Here is a 16,232-nt window from a genome sequence, read left to right on the forward strand (position 1 = left end):
GTTGCCTGAGCCGACGAAACGCCGGGTTCAAGGGCAGCCTGGTGCCTTGCGCTGGTGGTCTTCGTCGTACTTTTCCAGGCCTTCCGGGCCCACGCGCTTGCTGATGACCGGCACGGTTTCGGCCTGCCACTCGGACTGGTAGCACCCGCCCTTGGGCGGGTGCGCCGGGTCGCCATCGGAGGCCGGGCTACCCGAGCAGGCGCTCAGCAGGCCAGCCAGCATCATCACAGGCAACTGCTTGACCATCAGGCCACTCCCTTTGCCAAGCGCCGACGTCATCAGGCCTTGGCCCGCTCTTCCAGGATTGCCACCGCTGGCAGAACCTTGCCTTCGACGAATTCGAGGAAGGCACCACCCCCGGTAGAAATGTAGGAGATTTCCTTGCTGACGCCATATTTGTCGATGGCTGCCAGGGTGTCACCGCCACCGGCGATGGAAAACGCGGCGCTGTCGGCAATGGCTTTGGCCAGCACCTTGGTGCCGTTGCCGAACTGGTCGAACTCGAACACGCCGACCGGGCCGTTCCACAGGATGGTCTTCGACGACTTCAGCAGTTCGGCGAAGTTGGCTGCGGTTTGCGGGCCGATGTCCAGGATCATGTCGTCGGCGGCAACGTCGGCGATGGCCTTGACGGTGGCTTCGGCGGTTTCAGCGAATTCCTTGGCGACCACCACGTCGACTGGCAGCGGTACGCTGACCTTGGCAGCGATGGCTTTTGCAGTATCGACCAGGTCCGGCTCGTACAGCGACTTGCCCACCGGGTGCCCAGCAGCGGCCAGGAAGGTGTTGGCAATACCGCCGCCGACGATCAGCTGGTCGCAGACGCTGCTCAGGCTGTTCAGCACGTCCAGCTTGGTGGAAACCTTGGAGCCGGCAACGATGGCCGCCATCGGTTTGGCCGGGGCCTTCAGGGCCTTGCCCAGGGCATCCAGCTCGGCCGCCAGCAGCGGGCCGGCAGCAGCGACTTTGGCGAACTTGGCTACGCCATGGGTCGAACCTTCGGCGCGGTGCGCGGTGCCGAAAGCGTCCATGACGAACACATCGCACAGGGCGGCGTATTTCTGCGCCAGCTCGTCGGCGTTCTTTTTCTCGCCCTTGTTGAAGCGCACGTTCTCGAACAGCACCAGCTCACCGGCCTGTACCGAGACACCGTCCAGGTAGTCGGCAACCAGCGGCACATCACGGCCCAGGGCCTTGCTCAGGTAGTCGGCAACCGGCTTGAGGCTGTTCTCGGCAGAGAATTCGCCTTCAGTCGGGCGGCCCAGGTGCGAGCAGACCATTACCGCCGCGCCCTTCTCCAGGGCCAGCTTGATGGTCGGCAGCGCTGCCAGGATACGCGCGTCGCTGGCTACCACACCGTCCTTCACAGGCACGTTGAGGTCTTCGCGGATCAGTACGCGCTTACCTTGCAGGTCGAGGTCGGTCATCTTCAACACGGTCATGAATGCAGTCCTTCAGGGCTGTTTGTTGCGGGTTGGGTGGACGACGTGCAGAAAGTGTTCTGCAACGTCGAGCATACGGTTGGCAAAACCCCATTCGTTGTCGAACCAGGCCAGCAGGTTCACCAGGCGAGGGCCGGAAACACGAGTCTGGCTGGCATCGACGATCGCCGAATGCGGGTCATGGTTGAAATCACAGCTGGCGTGCGGCAGCTCGGTGTAGGCCAGCAGGCCTTTCAGCGGGCCTTCCAGCGCGGCCTCGCGCAGCACCCGGTTGACCTCGGCCGCGCTGGTGTCGCGGGCGGTCTGCAGGGTGATGTCCAGGCACGAGACGTTGACGGTCGGTACCCGTACCGCTTTGGCCTGGATTCGCCCGGCAAGTTCCGGGAGCAGGCGTTCGATGCCACGCGCCAGACCAGTGGACACCGGGATCACCGACTGGAAGGCCGAGCGCGTGCGGCGCAGGTCTTCGTGGTGGTAGGCGTCGATCACCGGCTGGTCGTTCATGGCCGAGTGGATGGTGGTGATCTGCACATATTCGATGCCGAACGCCTGGTCCAGCACCCGCAGCAGTGGCACGCCGCAGTTGGTGGTGCACGAGGCGTTGGACACCAGGCGCTCGCTGCCGGTCAGGCAGGCCTGGTTGATGCCATAGACCACCGTGGCGTCAACGTCGGCCTCGCTGGCCATCGGCTGCGAGAACAGCACCCGGGGCGCACCGGCATCGAGGAAGCGCTGGCCATCGGCACGGGTGTTGTAGGCACCGGAGCACTCCAGCACCAGGTCGATGCCCAGCGCGGCCCAGTCGATGCCTTCGGGGGTGGCACTGCGCATCACCTTCACGCAGTCGCCATTGATATGCAGACAGTCGCCGTCGACCTTCACCTCGCCGGGGAAACGCCCGTGGGTGGAGTCGAAGCGGGTCAGGTATTCCAAGCTGGCCTGGTCGGCCAGGTCGTTCAGCGCGACGATCTCGAAACCGGCCTTTGCCCCCCGCTCGAACAGCGCGCGCAGGACACAGCGGCCGATGCGGCCATAACCGTTGAGTGCAACTTTGTAGGGACGCAGGTGGGGCATTCGTTGGCTCGCTAACGCATGATGGCTTTTGGGGCCGCGTTGCGGCCCATCGCGACACAAGGCCGCTCCTACAGGTACCGCGGCAACATCGGGGTTGCGCGGTACCTGTAGGAGCGGCCTTGCGTCGCGATGGAGGGCGAAGCCCTCCCCTTGCACGACCTGGAGGGCGTCACTGCCCTCCATTGTTACATCAGTCTTCCAGCAGCTCTTCGGCAGTACCCAGGATGTTCTCCAGGGTGAAACCAAACTCTTCGAACAGTGCCGAAGCTGGCGCCGACTCACCGTAGGTGGTCATGCCAATGATACGACCTTCCAGGCCGACGTACTTGTACCAGAAGTCGGCGTGGGCGGCTTCGATGGCGATGCGCGCACCCACTTCAAGCGGCAGCACGGACTGCTTGTAGGCTGCGTCCTGGGCGTCGAACACGCTGGTGCTCGGCATCGACACGACCCGCACCTTGCGGCCTTGCTCGGTCAGCTTGTCGAAGGCCTGAACGGCCAGGCCCACTTCGGAACCGGTAGCGATCAGGATCAGCTCAGGCTCGCCAGCGCAGTCCTTGAGCACGTAACCGCCACGGGCGATGTCGGCGATCTGTGCATCGCTGCGTACCTGGTGCTGCAGGTTCTGGCGCGAGAAGATCAGCGCCGAAGGGCCGTCCTTGCGCTCCAGGGCGTGTTTCCAGGACACGGCGGATTCCACCGCGTCGGCCGGGCGCCAGGTGTCCAGGTTCGGCGTGCTGCGCAGGCTGGCCAGCTGCTCGATCGGCTGGTGAGTCGGGCCGTCTTCGCCCAGACCAATGGAGTCATGGGTGTAGACGTGGATCACACGCTGCTTCATCAGTGCAGACATGCGCACGGCGTTGCGGGCGTATTCCATGAACATCAGGAAGGTCGCGCCGTAAGGCACCAGGCCACCGTGCAGGGCAACGCCGTTCATGATGGCGGTCATGCCGAACTCGCGCACGCCGTAGTACATGTAGTTGCCATTGGCATCTTCATGGCTGACGCCCTTGCAACCTTTCCACAGGGTCAGGTTGGAACCGGCCAGGTCGGCCGAGCCGCCCAGCAATTCCGGCAGCAGCGGGCCGAAGGCGTTCAGGGTGTTCTGGCTGGCCTTGCGGCTGGCAATGGTCTCGCCCTTGGCCGCGACTTCAGCAATATAGGCAGCGGCTTTTTCCGCGAAGTCGGCCGGCAGCTCACCGCTCAGGCGGCGCTTGAGCTCGCTGGCCAGTTCTGGGAAGGCGGCGGCGTAGGCGTCGAAACGCGTGTTCCATTCGGCTTCGGCCTTGGCACCGGCTTGCTTGGCATCCCACTCGGCGTAGATGTCGGCAGGGACTTCGAACGGACCGTGGTTCCAGTTCAGTTCCTTGCGGGCCAGGGCGATTTCGTCGTTGCCCAGCGGAGCGCCGTGGCAGTCTTCCTTGCCCTGCTTGTTCGGCGAGCCGAAACCGATGATGGTCTTGCAGCAGATCAGGGTCGGACGATCGCTCTTGCGGGCGGTCTCGATGGCCGTACGGATCTCGTCGGCGTCATGGCCATTGACGTTGCGGATCACCAGCCAGTTGTAGGACTCGAAACGCTTCGGCGTGTCGTCGGTGAACCAGCCTTCCACTTCACCGTCGATGGAGATGCCGTTGTCGTCATAGAAGGCAACCAGCTTGTTCAGGCCCAGGGTGCCGGCCAGCGAGGCGACTTCGTGGGAGATGCCTTCCATCATGCAACCGTCGCCCAGGAACACATAGGTGTTGTGGTCGACGATGTTGTGGCCTTCACGGTTGAACTGGGCGCCCAGTACTTTCTCGGCCAGGGCAAAGCCCACGGCGTTGGCCAGGCCTTGGCCCAGCGGGCCGGTGGTGGTTTCGACACCCGGGGTGTAGCCGAATTCCGGGTGGCCCGGAGTACGGCTGTGCAGCTGGCGGAACGACTTGAGGTCATCGATGGTGACGTCGTAGCCGGTCAGGTGCAGCAGCGAGTAGATCAGCATCGAGCCATGGCCGTTGGACAGCACGAAGCGGTCACGGTCGGCGAAGTTCGGGTTGCTCGGGTTGTGCTTCAGATAGTCGCGCCAAAGTACTTCGGCGATATCCGCCATGCCCATAGGGGCACCTGGGTGGCCGCTGTTGGCCTTTTGCACGGCATCCATGCTGAGGGCACGAATGGCGTTGGCACGTTCACGACGGCTGGGCATCGCTGATCTCCTGGGGGGCTTGAATAGGTGGTGTCACGAAAAAGGCGGCCATTTTCGCCCACTGGGGGGGCTTGGGGCAATGACGTATGGTCGCAGTCGGGGGATTTTCCTGTGATTGGCATTCAATTCGGGGCAAAACCGGGTTAGCCGCCCCGCTCATCACTCAATATCAAAACTTTTTGATATTGGCCTTGCTAGGGCATCGATGCCTGTCTAGACTGCCGCCCCATGAACCTGCGCACGCAATCGACACCCGAGCAACGCGAAGCATTGGCCGCCCTGTGCAAAGCCAGTGGCGATGCGTTGCGCCTGAACGTATTGCGCGCACTGGCCAACGATTCGTTCGGCGTGCTGGAACTGGCGCAGATTTTCGACATCGGCCAGTCGGGCATGAGTCACCATCTGAAGGTGCTGGCCCAGGCCGAGCTGGTGGCAACCCGGCGCGAAGGCAACGCCATCTTCTACCGCCGCGCCCTGCCTGACGGCCTGCGCCTGGGCGGTCGGCTGCATGTGGCGCTGCTCGAAGAAGTCGACGACCTGGCCCTGCCGCCCGATGTGCAGGCACGCATCGCCCAAGTGCAGCAACGCCGCGCGGCCACCAGCCAGGACTTCTTCCTGCGCGTGGAAGAGAAGTTCCGCGCCCAGCAAGACCTGATCGCCGGCCTGCCGCAGTACCGCGAAAGCCTGCTGGCGCTGCTCGACAAGCTGCATTTCGACCCGGCTGCCAGCGCGCTTGAGGTCGGCCCCGGTGACGGTGGCTTCCTGCCTGACCTGGCACGGCGCTTCGCCCAGGTCACCGCCCTGGACAACAGCCCGACCATGCTCGAACTGGCGCGCCAGGTGTGCCAGCGCGAAGGGCTCGAAAACGTGAACCTGCAGTTGGCCGATGCACTGGGTGCAACGGATGTGGCCGCCGACTGCGTTGTGCTGAACATGGTGCTGCACCATTTCAGCGACCCGGCCCTGGCCTTGCGCCAGCTGGCCAAACGGGTGAAGGCAGGCGGCAGCCTGCTGGTAACCGAACTGTGCAGCCATGACCAGGGGTGGGCGCGCGAAGCCTGCGGCGACCTGTGGCTTGGCTTTGAGCAGGACGACCTGGCGCGCTGGGCCAACGCTGCCGGGCTGGCCCATGGGGACAGCCTGTACGTGGGCTTGCGTAACGGTTTCCAGATCCAGGTCCGCCATTTCCAGCGGACGGCTGACGACATACACCATCGGTAAATTTCAGGAACCTTCGAGATGAGCGAATACTCCCTTTTCACCTCCGAGTCCGTGTCCGAAGGGCATCCGGACAAGATCGCCGACCAGATTTCGGACGCTGTCCTCGATGCCATCATCGCCCAGGACAAGTACGCCCGCGTAGCCTGCGAAACGCTGGTCAAGACCGGTGTCGCCATCATCGCCGGCGAAGTCACCACTTCGGCCTGGGTCGACCTGGAAGACCTGGTGCGCAAAGTCATCATCGACATCGGCTACAACAGCTCCGACGTCGGTTTCGACGGTGCCACCTGCGCCGTGATGAACATCATCGGCAAGCAGTCGGTAGACATCGCCCAGGGCGTGGACCGCTCCAAGCCAGAAGACCAGGGCGCCGGTGACCAGGGCCTGATGTTCGGCTACGCCAGCAACGAAACCGAAGTGCTGATGCCGGCGCCGATCTGCTTCTCGCACCGTCTGGTCGAGCGCCAGGCCGAAGCGCGCAAGTCCGGCCTGCTGCCATGGCTGCGTCCGGATGCCAAGTCGCAGGTCACCTGCCGCTACGAAAATGGCAAGGTAGTCGGCATCGACGCCGTGGTGCTGTCGACCCAGCACAACCCGGAAGTGTCGCAGAAAGACCTGCAAGAAGCCGTGATGGAGCTGATCGTCAAGCACACCCTGCCGGCCGAACTGCTGCACAAAGGCACCCAGTACCACATCAACCCGACCGGCAACTTCATCATCGGTGGCCCGGTGGGTGACTGCGGCCTGACCGGCCGCAAGATCATCGTCGACTCCTACGGCGGCATGGCCCGCCACGGGGGTGGCGCGTTCTCCGGCAAGGACCCGTCCAAGGTCGACCGCTCCGCCGCCTACGCCGGCCGCTACGTGGCCAAGAACATCGTTGCCGCTGGCCTGGCCGAGCGCTGCGAGATCCAGGTGTCGTACGCCATTGGCGTGGCCCAGCCGACCTCCATCTCGATCAACACCTTCGGCACCGGCAAGGTCTCCGACGACAAGATCATCCAGCTGGTGCGCGAGTGCTTCGACCTGCGTCCATACGCCATCACCACCATGCTCGACCTGCTGCACCCGATGTATCAGGAAACCGCTGCCTACGGTCACTTCGGCCGTACCCCGCAGCAGAAGACTGTCGGCGACGACACCTTCACCACCTTCACCTGGGAGCGCACCGACCGCGCCCAGTCGCTGCGTGACGCTGCCGGCCTGTAAGTTTCCTACAGCACCAGGCGAAAGCCCCTGCCGAGCAATCGGCAGGGGCTTTTTTGTGACATATCGGCTGACAATGGTGCTTCAGCAAGCGCCAGAGAACCTGCCTAGTCTGGGGGTTCCTACCTGCCATGCAAGGATGCTGGCCATGCCGTACCTGCTGTTGTTCGCCATGCTGTTTGCGCTAAATACCCCACTGGCCTGGGCCGCCTCATGCCCCGACTGGACCCCGCAAAAGGCCGAGGCTGAAGCCGCGCAACTACAGGCCACCCTTACCGGCTGGGACGAGCACTACCATCGCCAGGGTATCGCGCTGGTGGCTGATGAGCTTTACGACCAGAGCCGCCAGCGCCTGGTGCACCTGCAGCAGTGCTTTGGCCTCGCGCCCAGCCCGTCACCCTTGACCAGCGCTCGCGGTCCACTCCCTCACCCCGTGCCGCATACCGGTGTCGACAAGCTGGCGGACCGCCAGGCCGTGGCACGCTGGATGGCCGGGAAAACCGGGGTATGGGTACAGCCCAAGGTCGACGGTGTCGCAGCTTCCCTCATTTATCGACAAGGCCAATTGGTACAGCTGATCAGCCGGGGGGACGGGCTGCAGGGGCATGACTGGAGCAGGCACATTCCCCAGCTCGATGCAGTCACCCGACAGTTGCCTCAGGCGATTGACCTGCACTTGCAGGGTGAGCTGTACCTGCGCCTGAACGAACACGTACAGGCCAAGGCAGGCAGTGCCAACGCTCGCGGTACCGTGGCCGGGCTGCTCGCACGCAAACAACTGACTCGCGAGCAAGGGAACACGATCGGCCTGTTCGTGTGGGGCTGGCCGCATGGCCCCGAGCGACAGGCCGATCGCCTCGCGCAGCTGGCACAACTGGGCTTCCCGGATAGCCATCATTACAGTATCGCCGTCGACACGCTGGAGGATGCAGCGCGCTGGCGTGAGCACTGGTACCGTTCACCCCTGCCCTTTGCCAGCGACGGCGTGATCCTGCGCCTGGGCAGCCGGCCGCCTGCCGAGCGCTGGCAGGCCAAGGCGCCGTACTGGATCGCCGCCTGGAAATACCCCTATGTACAAGCGTTGGCCGAAGTACGCGACGTGCGCTTTCGGGTTGGCCGCACTGGCAGGATCACGCCCATTGCGCATGTGCAGCCGGTAACCCTCGATGACCGGCGCATCACCCAGGTCAGCCTCGGCTCGCTGGCGCGTTGGCAAGCCCTGGATATTCGCCCCGGTGACCAGGTCGCTATCAGCCTCGCCGGGCTGACCATCCCTCGCCTTGAGCACGTCGTGCACCGCGCGGTCGAACGCCAACCACTGGGCGCGCCTGCACCCGGTCGGCATCATGCCCTCAGTTGCTGGCAGCCCAGCGAAGGCTGCGAGGAACAATTCATCGCCCGGCTCACCTGGCTCAGCGGCAAACAGGGCTTGGCCCTCCCACGTACCGGGCCCGGCACATGGCGTCGGCTGGTCGATGCGGGCCTGGTAACTTCGATGACCGATTGGCTGCAGCTCGATGCCGAACGCCTGCAGCAGGTGCCCGGCATCAGCAGCCTTACAGCGGCCCAACTGCTGGGCAGTTTCGACCAAGCCCGCTCACGCCCCTTCGATCAGTGGCTGCGCGGCCTTGGCGCGCCCATTGGCAAGCATTTGCAACTGACAGGCGGCTGGCAAGAAATGGCTTCGCGCAGCGCGGGTCAATGGCAAACAGTGCCCGACATCGGCGTAAAACGCTCGCGTCAGCTTGTGGGTTTCTTCGCGGCCGCGGAGGTGCAAGCCATTGCCACACGGTTGGCGGAATCCGGCATTGAAGGGTTTTCGCCCCCCCCTGAGCGCATCGAGCAATGATTTTTTACCAAAAAGCCTGCAGGAAAACCCGGGATTCAACCGGAAAACCTCACCAAGGGTTTCTAAATGGGCAAAACCAAGGCAGGATTTCCAGCAACTTTTGCTGCCCCGCCCCGTTCAGGAGGCTTTTCATGAAACGCATTTCGACTCTTTTCCTGCTCGCATCGCTGGGTTTGGCTGCAGGCGCCGTGCAAGCGGCCCAGCCGGACCCTGGCCTGACCGGTTGCGCCGCCAAACGCAGCGCCATCGAGAACCAGCTGAAAATTGCCCGTGACCACGGTAACAGCGACCAAGTCGCGGGGCTGGAAGAAGCGCTGCGCGGCGTAGACAACTGCACGGATGCCAGCCTGCGCAAAGAGCGTGAGCAGAAGGTGCTCGATGCACGTCACGAAGTGGCGCAGCGGGAAAAGGACCTGAAGAAAGCCGAGAAGAAAGGCGACGCGGAGAAGATCAACAAGCGCAAGGACAAGCTGGCCGAATCGCGTAAAGAGCTGCAGGAAGCGGTCGACGACCTCGACCGCTGAGGCATCCGACGGATAAGCGCGGCCGCCCTACAGGAATTCAAGACAGTTCCACAGAGGGCAGCGCAGGCCATCAATGATTACGAAACTCGGTATGGCACGCCTTGCAAGCCGCTTCGACCTTGTCCATCGGCACTTTCAACTGCGCAGCATCCAGCGGCTGGCTGCGGGTTACCTCGACCAGTTCGCCGGTAACACCCTCCAGCTGACGGGCCAGGTCATGAAAGCGCGCCTGACGCTCCCATACTTCGGCACGGGCGGCGCTGTCACCCCCATCGCGTACCTGTGGAAAGTGCTGCCAGGGCTGGTGCGCAAGGCCGTCCAGCTTCAACGCACCGTCGGCAAATTTCACCCCGTCGAACGGCAACCGGCCACGCAACATGCCGCCCAAGTCTTCGCTGGTCTTGAGCATGTCCTTGAAAATTACCTTGCGCTTGCCCAGCGGCGAGTTGGGGTCGACCCTATCGCACCCACTCAGGGCACCGCCCAGGGCCAGTGCGGCCAGAACAACAACGGTCAATCGCTTCAACATCACACTCACTTCGGCCTACGCAAATGGGCAGCCAGTATCGCTGCCCAAGGGCCAAAGACCAATAGCCACATAAAAAACAGGGGCGAATCTTCATGTTCGCCCATGACAGGAATGCACACATGAAATCTGCCCTGCGCCATCTGGCCTGGACACTGCCAGTGCTGGCTTTGCTGGCCGGTTGCAACGGCGGCGAAAACGCCAAGCCCGAGCCCCACGCCATCGCCACCTACGCCCCGGCCACCTGGAAAGACCTGCCCGCGGTCAGCGATGAAGACTTGCTGGCCGGTTTCTACGCCTGGCGCAGCGGCTGCGAAAAGCTCAAGCGTGACGCGGTGTGGGCCGCCACCTGCGAAGCCGCCGGCAACGCCACAGCCAGCGCCGCCCAGGTGCGTACCTTCCTTGAGCAGAACTTGCAGGTTTACGGCCTGCGCTCCGCCGAGAACAATGCCAACGGTCTGATTACCGGTTACTACGAGCCGGTCTACCCCGGCAGCCTGAGGCAATCGGCGAGCAACCATGTGGCGGTCTACGGCATCCCGGATGACATGATCGTGGTGGACCTGGCCAGCGTGTACCCCGAGCTCAAGGGTAAACGCCTGCGCGGTCGGCTCGATGGCCGGGTGCTCAAACCGTACGACACAGCCGAAGTGATCAACCGCAATGGCGTCAAGGCGCCTGTGCTGGCCTGGCTGACTGATCCAATGGACCTGCAGTTCCTGCAGATCCAGGGCTCCGGCCGGGTTCAACTGGAAGACGGCCGCCAACTGCGCCTGGGCTACGCCGACCAGAACGGCCACCCTTACCGGCCGATCGGCCGCTGGCTGGTGGAACAGGGCCAGCTGAAGAAAGAGGAAGTAAGCATGGGTGCCATTCATGCCTGGGCCCAGGCCAACCCGCAGCGCGTACCGGAACTGCTGGCCAGCAACCCCAGCTACGTGTTCTTCAGCACCCGGCCGGACAGCAATGAAGGCCCGCGCGGTTCGCTGAACGTGCCGCTCACCGCCGGCTACAGCGTGGCCATCGATCGCAAGGTGATTCCGCTGGGGAGCCTGTTATGGCTGTCTACCACACGCCCGGACGGTTCACCCGTGGTACGACCGGTAGGCGCACAGGACACCGGCGGGGCGATTACGGGTGAAGTGCGTGCAGACCTGTTCTGGGGCACCGGGCCGGAAGCCGGCGAGTTGGCCGGGAACATGAAGCAGCAAGGGCAGATCTGGATGTTGTGGCCCAAGGGCCAACCACTGCCAGGAGTACCTAAAGTACTTTGATCGGCGTTGGTTTCTTCGCGGGCGTTGCCCGCGAAGCAGGCAACGCGGCTTCAGATGGAAACCACGAAGAACGATACGATAATTGCCAATCCGGCAAACCACACCAGCGAGCGCAAGGCCGCCCAGTCGGCCAGGTAGCAGATGATGTATAGCAGGCGGCTGGTGATATACATCACCCCCAACACATCCTGGGTCACCTGCTCGGCATTGCCGACGATATCCGCCACCAGCACCGCCGCTGCAAATGCCGGAAACGCCTCATAGCCGTTCTGCTGCGCAGCATGGGCGCGCCGTGGCAGGCCCGACAAGGTATCGAGGAAGGCACGCGGATCGTGATTGTCCTTTAGTCCGAACCGGCCACTGCTCACCTTGGCGATCAAGGCACAAAGCGGGTTCAACAGCAGCGCGATCAGGATGCACCACAGGGCAACGGTCATGCTCAAGACTCCTTGTTCGAAAATGGGTTAGAGCTTCATCACCAGCGTGCCTGCCAGGACCAGCCCGCAAGCTAGGAGTCTCGGCCCGCCAAAAGGTTCTTTGAGGTAGCGCATACCCAGCAGCACCACCAGAATCACGCTCAGTTCCCGTAACGCTGCCGCCTCGGCCACCGACCCCAGGTGCATGGCCCACAACACCAGGGCATAACTGAACAATACGCAAAACCCAACCGCCAAACCCAAACGCCATTGCGTTCGCCAAAACAGGACGAACGGTGCTCGCCGCGCCACGCTGGCCAGCAACGGGAACTGCCAGGCGCTGAGCAGGGTCAGCCACACCAGGTAATCCCACGGTTTGCCCCATAGGCGCACGGCTTGGCCGTCGAACCAGGTGTAGCAGCCGATGCACAGGCCAATCAAGGCGACTACCGGCAGCATCGACCAGGGCAGCCGGTCACCGCCGCCGCCCTGCCACAACAGGCACGCCATGCCGCAGGGGATCAGCAGGATACCGATGATCTGCTGCTGGCTCAGCGATTCCCCGGCAAAGGCCAGGGTCAGCCCCAGCACCACCAGCGGCGACAGCCCGCGCATCAGAGGATAGACCAGCCCCAGGTCACCCACGCGGTAGGCCTGGATCAGCAAATAGCGGTACAGCTGCTCGGCCAACGCGGAGGCGATCAGCCAGGGCCAGATTTCGGCAGGTGGCACATCGACGAAAGGCACGGCCAGCAACGCGAACGCAAGCGCCACCGTGTCCATGCTGGCGATGACCAGCAAGCGCTCGCCGCTGAATTTGATCAGGGTATTCCAGGTCGCATGCAGCAGGGCGGCGACCAGCACCAGGGATGTTGCCAACACGCCTTCTTATCCTTGTGCGGTGTTCAAGGGTTGAATATATGGCATTCCAGAGGGCCACTGCATGGGAACGATTACAGAGATTCCGGTCAAACCCTGTGTCCCGAACCCCGCGCCAGGTCATCAAAGAGCTGCCCGAGCCATTCGGGTTACGACTTGGAAGCCACTGTTACAGGATTCGGGATGCTTGAATTAGTTGCCGCGTTTATCTGCCTCACCACCCTCCTTACCTACGTCAATTACCGCTTCATCGGCCTGCCACCCGCCATCGGCGTGATGGTCACGGCACTGCTGTTCTCCCTGATGCTGCAGGGCCTTAGCCTGATCGGCTTCCCTGGCCTGGAAGAACGTGTCGAAGGCTTGATGAACCAAATCGATTTCAACGACCTGCTGATGCACTGGATGTTGGCCTTCCTGCTGTTTGCCGGTGCATTGCACGTCAACCTCAGCGACCTGCGCAGCTACCGCTGGCCCATTGGCCTGCTGGCCACCTTGGGCGTGCTGATCGCTACCGTGGTCATTGGCTACCTGTCGCACTGGGTATTCGCCTTGTTCGGCTGGCAGGTACCGCTGATCTACTGCCTGCTGTTCGGTGCGCTGATCTCGCCCACCGACCCGATTGCCGTACTGGGCGCGCTGCGTACCGCCAATGCGTCCAAACCGCTGAAAACCACCATCGTTGGCGAATCGCTGTTCAACGACGGCACGGCGGTCGTGGTGTTCACCGTGTTGCTGGGCATCATCCAGCTGGGTGAAACGCCAAGCCTGACCGACACGGCGATCCTGTTCGCCCGCGAGGCCATTGGCGGCGTGGTATTCGGCGGCCTGATCGGCTATGCCACGTACCGCATGATCAAGAGCATCGAGCAGTACCAGGTGGAGGTCATGCTGACCCTGGCACTGGTTATCGGTGGCTCGGCGATGTGCTACGAGCTGCACGTGTCGGCACCGATCGCCATGGTGGTGGCCGGCCTGATCATCGGTAACCTGGGGCGAAACCTGGCGATGAATGACATGACGCGCCGCTACATGGACGGTTTCTGGGAGCTGATCGATGACATGCTCAATGCCTTGCTGTTCGCCTTGATCGGCCTGGAGCTGTTGCTGCTGCCGTTCAACTGGATGCACCTGGCGGCCGGCGGCGTGCTGGCGCTGGCGGTGCTGCTGTCGCGGTTGCTGACCGTGGCCCCGGCGATCGTGCTGCTGCGCCGCTGGCGCCCTGTGCCCAAGGGCACGGTACGGGTGCTGACTTGGGGCGGCCTGCGCGGCGGGGTGTCGGTGGCCCTGGCACTGTCGCTGCCGTTGGGCGAGGAGCGTGACCTGCTGCTGTCGATCACCTACATCGTGGTGTTGTCATCGATTCTGGTGCAGGGTTTGAGCATCGGGCGGGTGGTGCGCAAGGTCAGCGCCCAGCCGTGAGGTTTTTGGGGCCGCTTTGCGGCCCCAGAAAATCACTCTACTGCCGAATCCGGGAACTGGTCCTGCACGTACTTGATCTCGGTGCGCCCATGGGCTGCCGGCAAGCCGTCTTCACCCAGGTTTACGAACACCATCTTGTCGACGGTCAGGATGCTCTTGCGGGTGATCTTGTTGCGCACTTCGCACTTGAGGGTGATCGAGGTGCGGCCGAACTCGGTGGCGGTAATGCCCAGCTCGATGATGTCGCCCTGGCGCGACGCACTGACGAAGTTGATTTCCGACATGTACTTGGTCACCACGCGCTGGTTGCCCAGCTGGACGATGGCGTAGATCGCCGCCTCTTCGTCGATCCAGCGCAACAGGCTGCCACCGAACAGGGTGCCATTGGGGTTGAGGTCTTCGGGTTTAACCCATTTGCGGGTGTGAAAGTTCATCTGTACTCCTGACCTGCTTGGCTAACGTGTAGCAATGATGGCAGAGCGGCCGCCATCGCTCCATTGAACATCGACTATCGTCGCGATTAATCGACAGAAAACCTTGGGTGAAGGTGCCGCTCGCGGCTATAATCTGCGCCGCTTCACATGGCTGCCCACAGCGGGGCCATGCCCGCCACCTGTCCGAGGGGCGCTGCAGCAGGCTAGGCCTGTCAGGCTCGGATGGGGCGTTGCTCGCTCTCGCGGGCGCTTAACGCACAACGGCGCCCATTCGCACACTACGAATGGAGGCTCTCATGAGCGCTGCAAACATGCCTGCTGGTTTTACCGATTACAAAGTCGCTGACATCTCCCTGGCCGCCTGGGGCCGTCGCGAAACCATCATTGCCGAATCGGAAATGCCAGCCCTGATGGGCCTGCGTCGCAAGTACCTGACCGAGCAACCGCTCAAGGGTGCGAAGATCCTGGGCTGCATCCACATGACCATCCAGACCGCCGTACTGATCGAAACCCTGGTTGCCCTGGGTGCCGAAGTGCGCTGGTCGTCCTGCAACATCTTCTCGACTCAAGACCAGGCCGCCGCATCGATCGCAGCCGCCGGCATCCCGGTATTCGCCTGGAAAGGTGAAACCGAAGAAGAGTACGAGTGGTGCCTGGAGCAAACCATCCTGAAAGATGGCCAGCCATGGGACGCCAACATGATCCTCGACGACGGCGGCGACCTGACCGAACTGCTGCACAAGAAGTACCCACAGGTGCTGGACCGTGTTCACGGCGTGACCGAAGAAACCACCACCGGCGTGCACCGCCTGCTGGACATGCTGGCCAAGGGCGAGCTGAAAGTCCCGGCGATCAACGTCAACGACTCGGTCACCAAAAGCAAAAACGACAACAAATACGGCTGCCGTCACAGCCTGAACGACGCCATCAAGCGTGGTACCGACCACCTGCTGTCGGGCAAGCAAGCCCTGGTGATCGGCTACGGTGACGTGGGCAAGGGTTCGGCCCAGTCCCTGCGTCAGGAAGGCATGATCGTCAAGGTCACCGAAGTTGACCCAATCTGCGCCATGCAGGCCTGCATGGACGGCTTCGAGCTGGTCTCGCCGTTCATCGACGGTATCAACGACGGCACCGAAGCCAGCATCGACAAGGCCCTGCTGGGCAAGATCGACCTGATCGTGACCACCACCGGTAACGTCAACGTCTGCGACGCCAACATGCTCAAGGCCCTGAAGAAGCGTGCCGTGGTCTGCAACATCGGCCACTTCGACAACGAGATCGACACCGCCTTCATGCGCAAGAACTGGGCTTGGGAAGAGGTCAAGCCGCAGGTGCACAAGATCCACCGCACCGGCGCTGGCAGCTTCGACCCGCAGAACGACGACTACCTGATCCTGCTGGCCGAAGGCCGCCTGGTCAACCTGGGCAACGCCACTGGCCACCCAAGCCGCATCATGGACGGTTCGTTCGCCAACCAGGTACTGGCACAGATCTTCCTGTTCGAGCAGAAGTACGCCGACCTGTCGGCCGAGAAGAAAGCCGAGCGCCTGACCGTTGAAGTGCTGCCGAAGAAGCTCGACGAAGAAGTGGCCCTGGAAATGGTCCGCGGCTTCGGCGGCGTGGTCACCAAACTGACCAAGCAGCAAGCCGACTACATCGGCGTGACCGTCGAAGGCCCGTTCAAGCCACACGCCTACCGCTACTAAGCGGCAAGCTTGAAGCATCGAGCTTCAAGGTTCATGAACGATGCCCAAGCCAGATCGGCCATCACCGATCTGGC

At 62.9% G+C, this 16,232-nt stretch carries 15 protein-coding genes and 1 riboswitch; of the genes, 7 read left to right on the forward strand and 8 right to left on the reverse strand.

Annotated elements, in window-relative coordinates; all coding sequences use genetic code 11:
- Positions 1-27: 27 nt before the first annotated feature.
- The 4 genes from ACNQP3_RS26765 to tkt form a co-directional block, all read right to left on the reverse strand.
- A complete protein-coding gene (locus tag ACNQP3_RS26765) occupies positions 28-279 on the reverse strand; it encodes a hypothetical protein (protein WP_016489511.1) in 252 nt (83 codons plus the stop codon).
- Entirely contained in the window at positions 279-1,442 is a 1,164-nt protein-coding gene (locus ACNQP3_RS26770) for a phosphoglycerate kinase (protein ID WP_012274523.1), read from the reverse strand. The genes ACNQP3_RS26765 and ACNQP3_RS26770 overlap by 1 nt, the downstream gene beginning before the upstream one ends.
- A 12-nt stretch (positions 1,443-1,454) precedes the next feature.
- A complete protein-coding gene (gene epd, locus ACNQP3_RS26775; protein ID WP_012274524.1) occupies positions 1,455-2,516 on the reverse strand; it encodes an erythrose-4-phosphate dehydrogenase in 1,062 nt (353 codons plus the stop codon).
- Between the two features lie 190 nt (positions 2,517-2,706).
- Positions 2,707-4,704: a transketolase gene (tkt, locus tag ACNQP3_RS26780; RefSeq protein ID WP_060515463.1), complete on the reverse strand. Its 1,998-nt coding sequence runs from the start codon at positions 4,702-4,704 to the stop codon at positions 2,707-2,709.
- Positions 4,705-4,932: 228 nt separating this feature from the next.
- Between tkt and ACNQP3_RS26785 the strand changes: the two genes are divergently transcribed.
- From ACNQP3_RS26785 to ACNQP3_RS26800, 4 genes are all read left to right on the forward strand, one after another.
- Complete coding sequence (locus ACNQP3_RS26785) at positions 4,933-5,925, forward strand: ArsR/SmtB family transcription factor (protein WP_264316618.1); 993 nt, start codon at positions 4,933-4,935, stop codon at positions 5,923-5,925.
- A gap of 18 nt (positions 5,926-5,943) precedes the next feature.
- Positions 5,944-7,134 carry a methionine adenosyltransferase gene (metK, locus tag ACNQP3_RS26790; RefSeq protein ID WP_003249375.1) on the forward strand — a complete coding sequence of 397 codons (1,191 nt, stop codon included), beginning with the start codon at positions 5,944-5,946 and terminating at the stop codon, positions 7,132-7,134.
- Between the two features lie 145 nt (positions 7,135-7,279).
- Entirely contained in the window at positions 7,280-8,980 is a 1,701-nt protein-coding gene (gene ligB / locus ACNQP3_RS26795; RefSeq protein ID WP_264316619.1) for an NAD-dependent DNA ligase LigB, read from the forward strand.
- Positions 8,981-9,111: 131 nt separating this feature from the next.
- On the forward strand, positions 9,112-9,504 hold the full coding sequence (locus ACNQP3_RS26800; RefSeq protein WP_012274528.1) for a DUF1090 domain-containing protein: 393 nt from the start codon (positions 9,112-9,114) through the stop codon (positions 9,502-9,504).
- A gap of 70 nt (positions 9,505-9,574) precedes the next feature.
- On the opposite strand, the gene ACNQP3_RS26805 is transcribed toward ACNQP3_RS26800, so the two are convergent.
- Positions 9,575-10,033 carry a c-type cytochrome gene (locus ACNQP3_RS26805; protein ID WP_060494506.1) on the reverse strand — a complete coding sequence of 153 codons (459 nt, stop codon included), beginning with the start codon at positions 10,031-10,033 and terminating at the stop codon, positions 9,575-9,577.
- Between the two features lie 119 nt (positions 10,034-10,152).
- On the opposite strand from ACNQP3_RS26805, the gene ACNQP3_RS26810 reads away from it, so the two are divergent.
- A complete protein-coding gene (locus ACNQP3_RS26810) occupies positions 10,153-11,304 on the forward strand; it encodes a murein transglycosylase A (RefSeq protein ID WP_264316620.1) in 1,152 nt (383 codons plus the stop codon).
- 50 nt (positions 11,305-11,354) lie between these two features.
- Here the strand turns inward: ACNQP3_RS26810 and ACNQP3_RS26815 are convergent, their stop codons facing one another.
- Positions 11,355-11,741 (reverse strand): MAPEG family protein, encoded by a 387-nt coding sequence (locus ACNQP3_RS26815; RefSeq protein ID WP_012274531.1) that lies wholly within the window; start codon positions 11,739-11,741, stop codon positions 11,355-11,357.
- 27 nt (positions 11,742-11,768) lie between these two features.
- Positions 11,769-12,602, reverse strand: coding sequence for an EamA family transporter (locus ACNQP3_RS26820; protein WP_012274532.1), 834 nt, complete (start codon positions 12,600-12,602; stop codon positions 11,769-11,771).
- A 180-nt stretch (positions 12,603-12,782) separates the two neighbouring features.
- Between ACNQP3_RS26820 and ACNQP3_RS26825 the strand changes: the two genes are divergently transcribed.
- Positions 12,783-14,018 carry a cation:proton antiporter gene (locus ACNQP3_RS26825; protein WP_012274533.1) on the forward strand — a complete coding sequence of 412 codons (1,236 nt, stop codon included), beginning with the start codon at positions 12,783-12,785 and terminating at the stop codon, positions 14,016-14,018.
- Between the two features lie 32 nt (positions 14,019-14,050).
- Here ACNQP3_RS26825 and ACNQP3_RS26830 read toward each other — a convergent pair whose 3' ends face one another.
- Complete coding sequence (locus ACNQP3_RS26830) at positions 14,051-14,452, reverse strand: acyl-CoA thioesterase (protein ID WP_012274534.1); 402 nt, start codon at positions 14,450-14,452, stop codon at positions 14,051-14,053.
- 179 nt (positions 14,453-14,631) lie between these two features.
- Positions 14,632-14,728: riboswitch (S-adenosyl-L-homocysteine riboswitch) on the forward strand.
- Positions 14,729-14,748: 20 nt separating this feature from the next.
- Between ACNQP3_RS26830 and ahcY the strand changes: the two genes are divergently transcribed.
- A complete protein-coding gene (gene ahcY / locus ACNQP3_RS26835; protein ID WP_012274535.1) occupies positions 14,749-16,158 on the forward strand; it encodes an adenosylhomocysteinase in 1,410 nt (469 codons plus the stop codon).
- Positions 16,159-16,232 lie beyond the last annotated feature (74 nt).

It is taken from the genome of Pseudomonas sp. LFS074 (assembly GCF_047978165.1).
Lineage (GTDB): Bacteria > Pseudomonadota > Gammaproteobacteria > Pseudomonadales > Pseudomonadaceae > Aquipseudomonas > Aquipseudomonas putida_P.